This window comes from Klebsiella sp. PK18 (assembly GCF_057784655.1).
The window spans coordinates 1,388,769-1,401,579 of the sequence record NZ_CM173493.1 but is presented as its reverse complement, the minus strand read 5'-3'; the positions used below and the strand labels follow the sequence as shown (position 1 = coordinate 1,401,579).

General features: G+C 57.2%; 14 protein-coding genes and 1 pseudogene. 6 read left to right on the top strand and 9 right to left on the bottom strand.

What is annotated here, in order from left to right:
* The first annotated feature begins 43 nt into the window (after window positions 1-43).
* From ptsH to crr, 3 genes are read left to right on the top strand one after another with little or no spacing between them, the layout of a single operon-like run.
* Window positions 44-301, top strand: a complete 258-nt coding sequence (gene ptsH / locus AC3EMD_RS06885; RefSeq protein WP_002913505.1) for a phosphocarrier protein Hpr — start codon at window positions 44-46, stop codon at window positions 299-301.
* A gap of 44 nt (window positions 302-345) precedes the next feature.
* A complete protein-coding gene (gene ptsI, locus AC3EMD_RS06880; RefSeq protein ID WP_302074000.1) occupies window positions 346-2,073 on the top strand; it encodes a phosphoenolpyruvate-protein phosphotransferase PtsI in 1,728 nt (575 codons plus the stop codon).
* Between the two features lie 42 nt (window positions 2,074-2,115).
* Window positions 2,116-2,625 carry a PTS glucose transporter subunit IIA gene (crr, locus tag AC3EMD_RS06875; protein ID WP_008803873.1) on the top strand — a complete coding sequence of 170 codons (510 nt, stop codon included), beginning with the start codon at window positions 2,116-2,118 and terminating at the stop codon, window positions 2,623-2,625.
* A 40-nt stretch (window positions 2,626-2,665) separates the two neighbouring features.
* Here the strand turns inward: crr and AC3EMD_RS06870 are convergent, their stop codons facing one another.
* Window positions 2,666-2,905, bottom strand: coding sequence for a hypothetical protein (locus AC3EMD_RS06870; protein ID WP_012540941.1), 240 nt, complete (start codon window positions 2,903-2,905; stop codon window positions 2,666-2,668).
* Window positions 2,905-3,768: a pyridoxine/pyridoxal/pyridoxamine kinase gene (pdxK, locus tag AC3EMD_RS06865; protein ID WP_012540940.1), complete on the bottom strand. Its 864-nt coding sequence runs from the start codon at window positions 3,766-3,768 to the stop codon at window positions 2,905-2,907. Before pdxK ends, AC3EMD_RS06870 begins: the two co-directional genes overlap by 1 nt.
* 82 nt (window positions 3,769-3,850) lie before the next feature.
* Here pdxK and ptsJ point away from each other — a divergent pair, with 82 nt between their 5' ends.
* Both ptsJ and AC3EMD_RS06855 read left to right on the top strand, forming a co-directional pair.
* Window positions 3,851-5,149, top strand: coding sequence for a MocR-like B6 salvage transcription factor PtsJ (gene ptsJ, locus AC3EMD_RS06860; RefSeq protein ID WP_302073999.1), 1,299 nt, complete (start codon window positions 3,851-3,853; stop codon window positions 5,147-5,149).
* 181 nt (window positions 5,150-5,330) lie between these two features.
* Entirely contained in the window at window positions 5,331-5,726 is a 396-nt protein-coding gene (locus AC3EMD_RS06855; RefSeq protein ID WP_008803870.1) for a YybH family protein, read from the top strand.
* Here the strand turns inward: AC3EMD_RS06855 and cysM are convergent.
* The 5 genes from cysM to cysP form a co-directional block, all read right to left on the bottom strand.
* Window positions 5,723-6,634 (bottom strand): cysteine synthase CysM, encoded by a 912-nt coding sequence (gene cysM / locus AC3EMD_RS06850; protein ID WP_012540938.1) that lies wholly within the window; start codon window positions 6,632-6,634, stop codon window positions 5,723-5,725. The genes AC3EMD_RS06855 and cysM overlap by 4 nt on opposite strands.
* Window positions 6,635-6,752: 118 nt before the next feature.
* Window positions 6,753-7,847, bottom strand: coding sequence for a sulfate/thiosulfate ABC transporter ATP-binding protein CysA (gene cysA, locus AC3EMD_RS06845; RefSeq protein WP_012540937.1), 1,095 nt, complete (start codon window positions 7,845-7,847; stop codon window positions 6,753-6,755).
* Window positions 7,837-8,712, bottom strand: coding sequence for a sulfate/thiosulfate ABC transporter permease CysW (cysW, locus tag AC3EMD_RS06840; protein ID WP_008803867.1), 876 nt, complete (start codon window positions 8,710-8,712; stop codon window positions 7,837-7,839). Before cysW ends, cysA begins: the two co-directional genes overlap by 11 nt.
* Entirely contained in the window at window positions 8,712-9,545 is an 834-nt protein-coding gene (gene cysT / locus AC3EMD_RS06835) for a sulfate/thiosulfate ABC transporter permease CysT (protein ID WP_002913626.1), read from the bottom strand. The genes cysW and cysT overlap by 1 nt, the downstream gene beginning before the upstream one ends.
* Window positions 9,545-10,561 (bottom strand): thiosulfate/sulfate ABC transporter substrate-binding protein CysP, encoded by a 1,017-nt coding sequence (gene cysP, locus AC3EMD_RS06830; protein ID WP_008803866.1) that lies wholly within the window; start codon window positions 10,559-10,561, stop codon window positions 9,545-9,547. The genes cysT and cysP overlap by 1 nt, the downstream gene beginning before the upstream one ends.
* A gap of 200 nt (window positions 10,562-10,761) precedes the next feature.
* On the opposite strand from cysP, the pseudogene AC3EMD_RS06825 reads away from it, so the two are divergent.
* Window positions 10,762-11,123 (top strand): annotated as a pseudogene (locus AC3EMD_RS06825) (endonuclease domain-containing protein).
* A gap of 95 nt (window positions 11,124-11,218) precedes the next feature.
* Here the strand turns inward: AC3EMD_RS06825 and AC3EMD_RS06820 are convergent.
* On the bottom strand, window positions 11,219-12,118 hold the full coding sequence (locus AC3EMD_RS06820; RefSeq protein ID WP_012967474.1) for a Dyp-type peroxidase: 900 nt from the start codon (window positions 12,116-12,118) through the stop codon (window positions 11,219-11,221).
* 94 nt (window positions 12,119-12,212) lie between these two features.
* The gene (locus AC3EMD_RS06815) at window positions 12,213-12,788 is read right to left on the bottom strand and encodes an RpoE-regulated lipoprotein (RefSeq protein WP_064180496.1); all 576 of its coding nucleotides are present in this window, start codon (window positions 12,786-12,788) and stop codon (window positions 12,213-12,215) included.
* Window positions 12,789-12,811: the final 23 nt, after the last annotated feature.

The following is a 12,811-nucleotide window of genomic DNA, read 5'->3' as shown; positions in this document are numbered from 1 at the left end:
ACTTTAGGTCCACAACACTAAACCTATAAGTTGGGGAAATATAATGTTCCAGCAAGAAGTTACCATTACCGCTCCGAACGGTCTGCACACCCGCCCTGCTGCTCAGTTTGTTAAAGAAGCTAAAGGCTTCACTTCTGAGATCACTGTAACCTCCAACGGCAAAAGCGCCAGCGCCAAAAGCCTGTTCAAACTGCAGACTCTGGGCCTGACCCAGGGCACCGTAGTGACCCTCTCCGCTGAAGGCGAAGATGAGCAGAAAGCTGTTGAGCATCTGGTTAAACTGATGGCTGAACTCGAGTAAGTTCACGGGTTCTTTTTCATATCAGTCACAAGTAAGGTAGGGTTATGATTTCAGGCATTTTAGCATCCCCGGGTATCGCCTTCGGCAAAGCACTGCTGCTGAAGGAAGATGAAATTGTCATCGACCGGAAGAAAATTTCTGCCGATAAGGTTGATCAGGAAGTCGAACGTTTCCTGAGCGGCCGCGCCAAGGCCTCCGCCCAGCTGGAGGTCATCAAAACCAAAGCTGGTGAAACTTTCGGTGAAGAAAAAGAAGCCATCTTCGAAGGGCATATCATGCTGCTGGAAGATGAGGAGCTTGAGCAGGAAATCATAGCCCTGATTAAAGATAAGCACATGACTGCCGACGCGGCAGCCAATGAAGTTATCGAAGGTCAGGCCACTGCCCTGGAAGAGCTGGACGATGAATACCTGAAAGAACGTGCGGCTGACGTACGCGACATCGGTAAGCGCCTGCTGCGCAACATCCTTGGTCTGTCGATTATCGATCTGAGCGCGATTCAGGATGAAGTCATCCTCGTCGCCGCCGATCTGACCCCGTCTGAAACCGCACAGCTGAACCTGAAAAAAGTGCTGGGCTTCATCACCGACGCGGGCGGCCGTACCTCTCACACCTCCATCATGGCGCGTTCCCTGGAACTGCCGGCCATCGTGGGCACCGGCAGCATCACGGCGCAGGTGAAAAACGGCGATTATCTGATTCTCGACGCGGTGAACAACCAGGTTCTGGTCAACCCGTCTAACGAGCAAATTGAAGCGCTGCGTAATCTGCAGGCTCAGGTTGCGGAAGAAAAAGCCGAACTGGCGAAACTGAAAGATCTGCCGGCGATTACCCTCGACGGCCATCAGGTTGAAGTCTGCGCCAACATTGGTACCGTTCGCGATGTCGAAGGTGCTGAGCGCAACGGCGCCGAAGGCGTTGGCCTGTATCGTACCGAATTCCTGTTCATGGACCGTGACGCGCTGCCAACTGAAGAAGAGCAGTTTGCGGCCTATAAAGCGGTGGCTGAAGCCTGTGGCTCTCAGGCCGTTATCGTGCGTACCATGGACATTGGCGGCGACAAAGAGCTGCCGTACATGAACTTCCCGAAAGAAGAGAACCCGTTCCTCGGCTGGCGTGCCGTGCGTATCGCGATGGATCGTAAAGAAATCCTGCGCGATCAGGTGCGCGCCATCCTGCGTGCCTCCGCTTTCGGTAAACTGCGCATTATGTTCCCGATGATCATCTCTGTTGAAGAAGTGCGTGCGCTGAAGAAAGAGATCGAAATCTACAAACAGGAACTGCGTGACGAAGGTAAAGCATTTGACGAATCCATTGAGATCGGCGTGATGGTGGAAACACCGGCTGCGGCGACCATTGCTCGTCATCTGGCCAAAGAAGTTGATTTCTTTAGTATCGGCACCAATGATTTAACGCAATATACTCTGGCAGTTGACCGTGGTAATGATATGATTTCACATCTTTACCAGCCGATGTCACCGTCTGTACTGAATCTGATTAAGCAAGTTATTGATGCTTCTCACGCTGAAGGTAAATGGACTGGCATGTGCGGTGAGCTTGCGGGCGATGAACGTGCTACACTTCTGTTGCTGGGTATGGGGCTGGACGAATTCTCTATGAGCGCCATTTCCATCCCGCGCATCAAGAAGATTATTCGTAATACGAACTTCGAAGATGCGAAAGTATTAGCAGAGCAGGCTCTTGCTCAACCGACAACGGACGAGTTAATGACGCTGGTTAACAAGTTCATTGAAGAAAAAACAACCTGCTAATCCAAGAGATGCGCGGCCCAAATTACTGCTTAGGAGAAGATCATGGGTTTGTTTGATAAATTGAAATCTCTGGTTTCTGATGACAAGAAAGACACCGGAACTATTGAGATTATTGCTCCCCTCTCCGGTGAGATCGTCAACATCGAAGACGTGCCGGATGTGGTTTTTGCGGAAAAAATTGTGGGCGATGGGATTGCCATCAAACCGACCGGCAACAAAATGGTCGCGCCGGTAGACGGTACCATTGGTAAAATTTTCGAAACCAACCATGCGTTCTCTATTGAATCTGATAGCGGCATCGAGCTGTTCGTTCACTTCGGTATTGATACCGTTGAACTGAAAGGCGAAGGCTTCAAGCGTATCGCTGAAGAAGGCCAGCGCGTGAAAGTCGGCGACCCGGTTATCGAATTCGATCTGCCGCTGCTGGAAGAGAAAGCCAAGTCTACCCTGACGCCAGTGGTTATCTCCAACATGGACGAGATCAAAGAGCTGATCAAACTGTCCGGTAGCGTAACTGTGGGTGAAACCCCGGTTATCCGCATCAAGAAGTAATGCTTGCTGCATAAAAATGGCGCCGAAAGGCGCCATTTTTTTATATCGCGCTGGTCACCGGCTGATAGCACTTCTCCCGGGACAAGATGCGCAATCCCTCCGGCGTGCTCTCCAGAATACGACGCTCACTGTCAGAGACCAGCAGATCGCACTGGTACCCTCCGGCCAGGCCGAACAGCGACCGCGCTACGCAGGCATCCTCCAGCGCCGCCTCCCCTGTGGTATCAAAATGACCGACAATACGCCCCTGTTGGCGGATCACTAACCGATAGCTTTTCATCAGTTTTTCTCCCGTGGCGGCAGGATCAGTTCGTCACACCCCTGCGCGGCAGTCCAGTTCATGACCTCCAGCACGCGCCGGGCGGCAGCCTGCGTCGCCGCCCCCAGCGCCAGGCCGGTGAGCAGACCGCTCACCAGCTCTGCACAGAACAGATCGCCCGTTCCCTTCAGGTCCGTTTCCACCCGCGGGTGGGCCACCACCTCCACCGCATCGGCCGTCACCACCAGCACATTTATCGTCGAACGCGCCTCTCCCGGCGCGCTGGTGATCACCACCCATTTGAGGGTATCTGACAGCAGGCTTCGCGCCGCGGCGACCGCCTCCTGCTGATTGCGACAGCGCTGGCCGCTCAGCGTCTCCAGCTCAAACAGATTGGGGGTGATCCCTTGCGCCAGTGGCAGAAGATGCTGACGATAGGCGTCCGGGATCTCAGCCTTAACGTAGATGCCGCTGTCGACATCGCCGATGACCGGATCCACCAGAATGCACAGCCCGGGATGGCGGGCCCGCACCCGCGTCAGCCACTGCGCCAGACGTTCGATTTGCACGGCGTTGCCCATATAGCCGGTGGTCACTGCACGCAGTTCGCGCAACGCGTCGCGTTCCTCCAGCGCCTGCAGATACCCGACAAACCACTCCTCCGGAATAATGCCGCCATAGAACGTCTCATAATGGGGCGTATTGCTGAACAGTACCGTCGGCACCGCCAGCACGCGCAAACCGTGCTGTTTAATGGCCGGAACCGCGATGCTGTTGCCAACGCTGCCATAGACTACCTGGGACTGCACAGCGACGATATCGACTTCCGACGCCCGGCTTGTGTCGTGAAAGAGCACTGATTGTATGTCATCTTGCTGGCCCATCTTTTCTCCCCCCGCTGGACAGCGGGTCACGCACTGATTATGATTCGTCCTATGCTAAATTTCATTTTGTCATAGGTCAATAATGTTTACCGGAAAAACCGCCAGCGATATCTTCGATCATATCCGCCATCTGGTGCAGAGCGGTGGGTTGCGGCCCGGAGAGGTTCTGCCACCGGTACGCGAGCTCGCCAGCCAGCTGGAGGTGAATCGCAATACCGTCGCCGCCGCCTATAAACGGCTGGTCACCTCCGGGCTGGCCGTCAGCCAGGGACGAAACGGCACGGCCATTAAAGCACGGGATCCGCTGCCGGCGCTGGAGGGCGGTGACCCAACGACGCCGCTGAACGATATCTCCAGCGGCAATCCGGACCCCGCCAGACTGCCTGAATTAACCCGTTATCTGGGCCAGCTTGCCCGCACACCACGCCTGTATGGCGATGCTCCCATCGAGCCGCGGCTTGGTCAATGGGCCGAGGCGTGGTTTGCCAAAGAGATAGCGGTTCCCTTTGCGGTGAATCTCGCCAGCGGAGCGATTGACGCCCTGGAGCGTCTGCTGAGCGCTCTGCTGCTGCCCAGCGACGGCGTTGTGGTGGAAGATCCCTGTTTTCTCAGCAGCATCAATATGGTGCGTTACGCCGGCTTTACCCCCTGCCCGGTAGCGGTTGATGCCGAGGGGATGGATCCTGACGGCCTGGAGGAGGCGTTACGCAACGGCGCACGGGCGGTGATCTTAACCCCGCGCGCGCATAATCCTACCGGCTGTAGCCTGACGGAAACCCGGGCGCATGCCCTGCGGGAGGTGCTGGCCCGCTATCCGCAGGTACTGGCGATTGTTGATGACCATTTTGCCCTGCTGTCGGCCACGCCATGGCACTCCCCTCTTCCTGCAAGCACGCAACGCTGGGCGCTTGTGCGCTCAATGTCAAAAACCCTCGGGCCAGACCTGCGGCTGGCCTTTATCGCCAGCGATGCCGATACCTCAGCGGCGCTGCGCCTGCGGCTTAACGCCGGCAGCCAGTGGGTCAGCCATCTGCTGCAGGACCTGACGCTGGCCTGTCTGACCGATGAGGCGTTTATCGCCTCGATGACGGAGACCCGTCGTCATTATCGCCAGCAGAATGAGAAACTGGCGGCGGCGCTGGCCCGGCACGGCCACAGCCATGCTACGCCTGGCGATGGCCTTAATTTCTGGCTGCCGCTGCCAGCGGCGAGCCAGCCCTACGCCTTACGCCTGGCCCGCGCCGGCTGGCTGGTCCGGGAGGGGGAAATATTTGGTGTCCGAACACCTGCGCACGGGCTGCGCCTGTCGCTGGGCCGTCTGAGTGACGCTGAGATTTCCCGCCTGGCGGCTGATATTGCGCTGGTCTTAAACCAACCCTGATGCAGGCCGTATCATTCGGCATGTTGAAGCATCTGCCGCACAGGTGAGTGATGGCAGCTGCCGATAAATTAATGAAAAAGCAAACGAAAGCAGGCACAGTCTTACCTGCATACCCTGCTCGCCCGGACGAATAAAACAGTCCCGGTGGCGGACAAATCGCTCACAAGAAGGAGCACCAGAGATGCATCACACTGACCTGGCACTGAAGGCGGTCATTGAAGCCTGCGACCGCGCTATCTCACAGGAAGATTACGATACCCTGATGGCCTATTACGCAGAAGACGCCGCGCTGGTCGTCAAACCGGGCATGGTGGTCAGAGGGAAAGAGAATATCCGCAAAGCCTTTATCGCCATTGCCGACTATTTCCAGCACCGACTGGTGGTGACTCAGGGGAAAATGGAGGTTATTGAAGGCGGCGGCAATGCGCTGGTGATTATGGAGACCCGGCTGGATATCCCGACGGCGGACGGGATATCCCAGGTCACACGGCGCGCCACCTATGTCTTTCAGAAGCAGGGCGAGCGCTGGCTGTGTACGGTCGATAACTCCTACGGCACCGACCTGCTTGATGATTAAATGCCAGCCCCCTGGCTAAAATGTTCTTCGCCGAACACGCCGGTGGAAAGGTAACGATCGCCGCGATCGCAGACGATCGCCACCACCACCGCGCCAGGATTTTCACGGGCAATGCGTAACGCGCCCGCCACCGCGCCGCCGGAACTGACGCCGCAGAAAATGCCTTCCCGCACCGCCAGCTGGCGCATGGTATTCTCGGCATCCTGCTGATGAATATCCAGCACCGCATCCACCAGCGAAGCGTTAAAGATCCCCGGCATATACTCTGCCGGCCAGCGACGGATCCCGGGAATACTGCTGCCCTCTTCCGGCTGCAGGCCGACAATGGCCACCGGTTTACTCTGTTCGCGCAAAAAGCGCGATACGCCGGTAATGGTGCCGGTGGTCCCCATGCTGGAGACAAAGTGGGTGATACGCCCCGCGGTCTGCTGCCAGATTTCCGGCCCGGTGGTGGTGTAGTGAGCGTAGGGGTTATCCGGGTTGTTAAACTGATCGAGCAGTTTGCCCTCTCCGCGCTGCGCCATCTCAAGAGCCAGGTCGCGGGCCCCCTCCATTCCCTGCTCTTTAGTGACCAGAATCAGCTCGGCGCCGTAGGCACGCATCGCCGCCCGGCGCTCCTGGCTCATGTTGTCAGGCATCAGCAGCTTCATATGATAGCCTTTCAGCGCGGCGATCATCGCCAGCGCAATACCGGTGTTACCGCTGGTCGCTTCGATCAGCACGTCGCCGGGCTGAATTTCGCCGCGCTTTTCCGCTTCGACGATCATCGACAGCGCGGCGCGGTCTTTTACCGAGCCTGCCGGATTATTGCCTTCGAGTTTGACCCAAACTTCGCTGCCGTTGTCCGGACCCAGACGCTGAAGCTTGACCAGAGGGGTATTGCCGATGGTGTGTTCGAGTGTATTCACGATTTTTACTCAATAAAAAAGCCGGGTTGCGCTTCGCTTACCCGGCCTACAAGACGCGTAAAAACTCCAGGCCCGGAAAGCGTAGCCTTACCGGGCGATAGACCTGCTCAATAAGCTATCAGGCCGACTCCGCCAGAGCAAGCTCGCCGCGCGGCTCGATACGCTCGGTACCGTTATACAGGCGCGCGTTTTGCAGGCCAACGAACAGCCGTTCGCCGCGGGACGGGGCCTCATCGCCTGCCAGCACCACGCTCAGCGGTTCGTCATACCACCCCAGAGGCTGAACGACTAATTGGGTGTAGTGCCCTTTCGGGCTGGCTTCCAGCACCTGCACCGGCAGCGGGGAATCCAGGCTGGTCCGGCGGCTGATGTCCACTTCCCACGGACGCAGGAACAGATCCACCGGCCCCTGATATGTCGGGGTATAGCCTAACGGCCAGCGGTGCGCGCCAACGTGGAACTGTCCACCGCGGATGATGCCCTGCAGGCGGTTTACTTCGCCCATAAACTCCAGTACGAAACGGGTCGACGGTTCACGCCACACGCGCTCCGGGGCATCGGCTTGTTCGATGTTGCCCTGACTCATCACCACCACCCGGTCAGCAACTTCCAGCGCCTCTTCCTGATCGTGGGTGACGAACACGCTGGTAAATTTTAACTCTTCATGCAGCTGACGCAGCCAGCGGCGCAGCTCTTTACGCACCTGCGCATCCAGCGCGCCGAAGGGTTCATCCAGCAACAGAATTTGCGGCTCCACCGCCAGCGCGCGCGCCAGCGCCACACGCTGTTTCTGGCCGCCGGACAACTGCGCCGGATAGCGATCAGCCAGATGGGCTAGCTGCACCATCTCCAGCAGTTTGGTCACTTTGGCTTTAATCGCCGCCGCATTGGGTCGTTCACGGCGCGGCAGCACGGTCAGGCCAAAGGCGATGTTATCGAACACCGTCATATGACGGAACAGCGCATAGTGCTGGAAGACGAAACCCACTTTACGGTCGCGGGCGTGCATCCGGCTGACGTCGGTGCCGTGGAAGCGGATATGACCGCTGGTCTGATGCTCCAGCCCGGCGATAATTCGCAGCAAGGTGGTTTTTCCGGAGCCCGAGGGCCCCAGCAGCGCAACCATTTGTCCGGAAGGGATATCCAGCGAGATATCATTCAGCACCTGGGTGCGACCAAACGATTTCTTAATATTGGCAATCTCAATGCTCATGATTTCCCTCCTGTTGCGCGCGTTCTTTCTGATTGGCCAGACGCCATTGCAACATACTCTTTAAAAACAGGGTCAGAATAGCCATTAACGTCAGCAGGGCCGCAGCGGTAAACGAGCCGACGGTATTGTAATCCTGCTCCAGTAGTTCAATTTGCAGCGGCAGCGACAGCGTTTCTCCACGAATCGAACCGGAGACTACCGACACTGCGCCAAATTCGCCGATGGCGCGGGCGTTGGTCAATACCACGCCGTACAGCAGCGCCCAGCGAATATTCGGCAACGTCACCCGGCGGAACATCTGCCAGCCGGAAGCGCCCAGCAGCACCGCGGCTTCATCTTCATGACTGCCCTGGCTCATCATCACCGGCACCAGCTCGCGCACCACAAACGGACAAGTGACAAAGATGGTCGCCAGCACCATGCCCGGCCAGGCGAACATGATCTGCAGGTTATGCGCATCAAGCCAACCGCCCAGCGGGCCGTTAGAGCCATAAAACAGCAGATACACCAGACCGGCCACCACCGGCGAGACGGCGAACGGGATATCCAGTAACGTCAGCAGCAGCTGGCGGCCGGGAAAAGTAAAACGTGTCACCAGCCAGGCCAGCAGCGTACCGAACACCAGGTTCACCGGTACGGTAATCAACGCAATCATCACCGTCAGCCAGATGGCATGCAGCATGTCCGGGTTGGCCAGGTTTTCCAGCACCGGCATCAGCCCTTTGCTGAAGGCCTGGATAAAGATATAGAGCATCGGCACCACGAGGATGAAGGCGGAGACCACCATCCCGACGCCAATCAGAAACCATTTCCCCCAGTTGATGCGGGGCGCGTCGTAGCGTTTCAATTGAGTAACTTCCGCCATTAGTGACCTACCACGCGTCGACCAAAGCGACTCTGCAGGGTATTGATGGAAAAGAGCAGCAGCAGTGAGGCAGCCAGGATCACCGAGGCGATCGCGCTCGCCGCCGGATAGTCAAACTCCTGCAGACGAATAAAGATCATCAGCGAGGTCACCTCTGTCTTCCACGCGATGTTGCCAGCGATAAAAATCACCGCGCCAAACTCGCCGAGGCTACGGGTAAACGACAGGGCAATGCCCGCCAGCAGCGCCGGCGACAGCTCCGGCAGCACCACTTTGCGGAAACTCTGCCAGCGCGTCGCGCCCAGCGTTTCCGCCGCTTCCTCATACTCGGGTCCCAACTCCTCCAGCACCGGCTGCACGGTACGTACCACGAACGGGATGCTGGTGAAGGCCATCGCCACGGCGATGCCGAGCCAGGTATAGGTCACTTTAATATCGAACTTCGCCAGCCATTCACCGTAAATTCCGTTAACCGAAAACAGCGAAGCCAGTGTCAGGCCGGCCACCGCCGTCGGCAGCGCAAACGGCAGATCCATTAAGGCATCCAGCAGCGTGCGGCCAGGAAAACGATAGCGAGTGAGGATCCAGGCCATCAGCAGACCAAAGACGCCGTTAAAAATCGAGGCCACAAACGCCGACAGCAGCGTCACCTTATAGGCCGCCACCACCTGCGGATTGGTGATCACATCCCAGTATTGCGCCCAGCTCATCTGCGCCAGCTGCATCACCAGCGCGCTGAGTGGTAATAACAAAATCAGACAGACAAACAGCAGGCTGGTGCCGAGGCTCAGGGTAAAGCCCGGCAGCACGCGCTTGGACGACACAGCAAACATTACTTACGCCCCGCCGCCAGCAGTTTGTCCAGTTCGCCGCCGCTGGCGAAGTGGGTTTTCATCACCTCAGGCCAGGAGCCAAACTTGTCCTCTACGCGGAACAGCTCGGTCTGCGGGAATTTATCCTTCAGGGCGTCCATCACTTTCGGGTTGTTTACCCGGTAGTAGTAGTCGGTAATGATGGTTTGCGCCTGCGGGCTGTAGAGCCAGTTCAGGTAGGCTTTCGCCGCCTTTTCCGTGCCATTGGCTTTGACGTTTTTATCCACCCATGCCACCGGGAACTCCGCCAGAATGTTGGTTTTCGGGATCACCACTTCAAATCCCTGCGCCTCATACTGCTTACGAATATTGTTCACTTCCGATTCGAAGCTAATCAGCACATCGCCCAGGCCGCGTTCAGCAAAAGTGGTGGTCGCCCCGCGTCCGCCGGTATCAAAGACTTCGACGTTCTTCAGAAACTGGGTCATAAACTGTTCGGTTTTGGCTTTATCGCCGCCGTCGGCTTTATCCGCCGCGCCCCATGCCGCCAGGTAGGTGTATCGGGCGTTACCCGAGGTTTTCGGGTTCGGGAAAATCAGCTTGACGTCAGAGCGAACCAGATCGTTCCAGTCATGAATGTTTTTCGGGTTGCCTTTACGCACCAGGAAACCCATCGTCGAATAGAATGGTGAACTGTTGTTCGGCAGGCGGCTTTGCCAGTCGGCCGGGATCAGGTTGCCTTTGTCATGCAGGATCTGCACGTCCGTCACCTGGTTGTAGGTGACCACGTCCGCCTTCAGGCCCTGCAAAATAGCCAGCGCCTGCTTGGATGAACCGGCATGCGACTGCTTAATCGTCAGCGTGTCCCCGCCATTGTCCTTCGCCCACTGCTGCTCAAAAGGCGGGTTAAGGGCGGCAAACAGCTCGCGGGAGACATCATAGGAGCTGTTCAACAGCTCCGTCGCCTGCGCCTGCGCGGCCAGCAGCATGGAAGCCGCCAGCGCCAGATATCCTTTTTTCAGTGATTTAACGGCCATTGCGCACCCTTATCAACGTTGAACATTTTCTGATGATCATCATATTTATAACGGGTACGAAAGGAGTAACGGTTTTATATACCGTTTGGCGATTTGGAAGTCGAAAAGAGAATAAGCAACTGGCAAAGCTTTGCTGAAAGCGGCTCGCAGATTAGACGTGTCATTGTGACAAACGGCAGCCAGGCGTGCACTGTGTTTATATGAAAAACACACCGATATTTGCTCATCAGCTCAGACGTAGCTTAACGCCCGCAGAACGTCGACCAGGGTACTGACTGCGCAACCGCCATTTTGCTTGCTATAAGTTTCGCCGCCAGCATCCCGTTGGTCCCTATATTCTCGATTTTGCCTGCTGCGCAACACGGCTGGCGATTGAACTGGACGGCGGCCAACACGATGGAGGCGTGCCTACGATGTTCGCCGCACCCGCTGGCTACAGAGCCAGGGATGGCGGGTTTTACGCTTCTGGAATAATGAGTTTGAAGAGTATGAAGATGCGGTGATGCAGAGAATACTTGAAGCGCTTGAGTCGCCGATGCCCTCACCCCGCCCCTCTCCCTGAGGGAGAGGGAGAAAGAGAGTCCGCACGCAGATTCCATAACCGCACCGAACGGTTCCCTCTCCCCCCTGGGGAGAGGGTTAGGGTGAGGGGGGAAATTACAGCGCCTGAATACGCTCCAGGGATGGCGCGAAGTAATAGCCGCCGGTCACCGGTTTAGTGAAGCGCAGCATCGCGTCGCGTTTGCCGTCGGTATCGCCGAACATGCTCAGCAGCTGCTGCTCAATGTTATACAGGCGCGCGCAGTAGGCGCAGAAATAGAGACCATGGGTGCCGCTGGCGGTGCCGTACGGCAGGCTCTGACGGACGATTTTCAGCCCTTTGCCATCTTCTTTTAAGTCCACGCGGCTCAGGTGCGACGTGACCGGACGCTCGTCGCCATCGATCTCTTCGTTGGCTTCTTTGGTACGGCCGATCATCATCTCCTGATCCGCTACGCTCATGCGGTTCAGCTGTTTGAGATTATGCTCCCAGCGCTGGACGAACACGTAGCTGCCGCCCGCGTCCACACCGTCTTTAATGACTGCCACTTCGCGGCGGGTTTCTTCCCCCGCCGGGTTTTCGGTGCCGTCGACGAAGCCGCTGAGATCACGCTCTTCCACCCAACGGAAACCGTGGATCTCTTCTTTCACGTCGATAGCGTCGCCAAAGGCGGCCATCGCGGCCTGCGCCACCGAGAAGTTAACTTCATGACGGGCGGATAAAATATGAATCAGCAGGTCATACTGGGTGGACGGCGCCAGCCCTTTGCCATAGACCGGGAAATCTTTTAACTCTTCCGCCCCTTCGCCGCCGCTCAGCTGACGCCAGACGTTATTGCCGAACGCCACCACCGCCCCGAGTTTGGCGTCGGGGAATTTAGCCTGGAAGGTGGCCACGTTATCGACAAAATTTTTGCTCGCTTCGCGCAGGGCGTTAACGTCCCCTTTGACATTGGCTTCAATCCAAATCGCCGCGCGGCAATGTTCCGGCAAAATGCCGCTCTGAACCTGAGACATCGCTCCTCCTGAAATGATGCAACTACAACGCTATCGCGTTGCTAACGCGCCATTGTAACCGTTTTTCAGGGCCGTCGTGTCTCTTCAGATCAATTTAGCGACGCCAGATAATTTTGCTGACCTTCCAGTTTTTCAGCGTATCGTCGGAGGGCATCAGCTCGTCAGGGCCGCTCCAGTGGCCGGTAAAGGCATAGCTGATATGCTGGCTCCCCTCGGCCTGACACTCGACGACCGCGCCATTGTCATTGCTGCCTTTCTGGCAGTTGCCGAAAGCTTTGCTGTACAGGTCGCTAAACGGTGTGCCGATTTTCACGCCGCTGGCGGTTTTGATTTCGGCATCACGCACGTCAATCCGGCTGATGGTACCGTTGTCGCCATTGATGGTCAGCGCCACGCTGTTGTCTTTCAGCGCTTCAAAATAGTGGACGATATTGCCCTTATCGGTCTTCATCCCGCTGCGTAAACGGTAGTCGCTCCCCAGCGCATCGCTAATAGCCTGTTCGTTGAGCGGCGTGGAAGCCGTCAGTTTACCCACTCCCTGCTCGGTCACCTCGGTGGAAGCGCCAAACCAGTTCCACGGATAGGCCGCCGACCAGTTGACTGCGCTCATCGTGGAGCAGCCGGTCAGCGCCAGCGGAAGCACACAGAGCATTAAACGTAGCGATTTCATATCACAATCCTTTCTGAGTCATT

Excerpts from the sequence above, each read along its gene's own strand:
- ptsH (WP_002913505.1), top strand. The coding sequence starts at position 44 with ATGTTCCAGCAAGAAGTTACCATTACCGCTCCGAACGGTCTGCACACC.
- ptsI (WP_302074000.1), top strand. The coding sequence starts at position 346 with ATGATTTCAGGCATTTTAGCATCCCCGGGTATCGCCTTCGGCAAAGCA.
- AC3EMD_RS06870 (WP_012540941.1), bottom strand. The coding sequence starts at position 2,905 with ATGAAAAGCTATCGGTTAGTGATCCGCCAACAGGGGCGTATTGTCGGT.
- AC3EMD_RS06815 (WP_064180496.1), bottom strand. The coding sequence starts at position 12,788 with ATGAAATCGCTACGTTTAATGCTCTGTGTGCTTCCGCTGGCGCTGACC.
- cysT (WP_002913626.1), bottom strand. The coding sequence starts at position 9,545 with ATGTTTGCTGTGTCGTCCAAGCGCGTGCTGCCGGGCTTTACCCTGAGC.
- cysW (WP_008803867.1), bottom strand. The coding sequence starts at position 8,712 with ATGGCGGAAGTTACTCAATTGAAACGCTACGACGCGCCCCGCATCAAC.
- crr (WP_008803873.1), top strand. The coding sequence starts at position 2,116 with ATGGGTTTGTTTGATAAATTGAAATCTCTGGTTTCTGATGACAAGAAA.
- ptsJ (WP_302073999.1), top strand. The coding sequence starts at position 3,851 with ATGTTTACCGGAAAAACCGCCAGCGATATCTTCGATCATATCCGCCAT.
- AC3EMD_RS06820 (WP_012967474.1), bottom strand. The coding sequence starts at position 12,118 with ATGTCTCAGGTTCAGAGCGGCATTTTGCCGGAACATTGCCGCGCGGCG.
- cysP (WP_008803866.1), bottom strand. The coding sequence starts at position 10,561 with ATGGCCGTTAAATCACTGAAAAAAGGATATCTGGCGCTGGCGGCTTCC.
- pdxK (WP_012540940.1), bottom strand. The coding sequence starts at position 3,768 with ATGGGCCAGCAAGATGACATACAATCAGTGCTCTTTCACGACACAAGC.
- AC3EMD_RS06855 (WP_008803870.1), top strand. The coding sequence starts at position 5,331 with ATGCATCACACTGACCTGGCACTGAAGGCGGTCATTGAAGCCTGCGAC.
- cysA (WP_012540937.1), bottom strand. The coding sequence starts at position 7,847 with ATGAGCATTGAGATTGCCAATATTAAGAAATCGTTTGGTCGCACCCAG.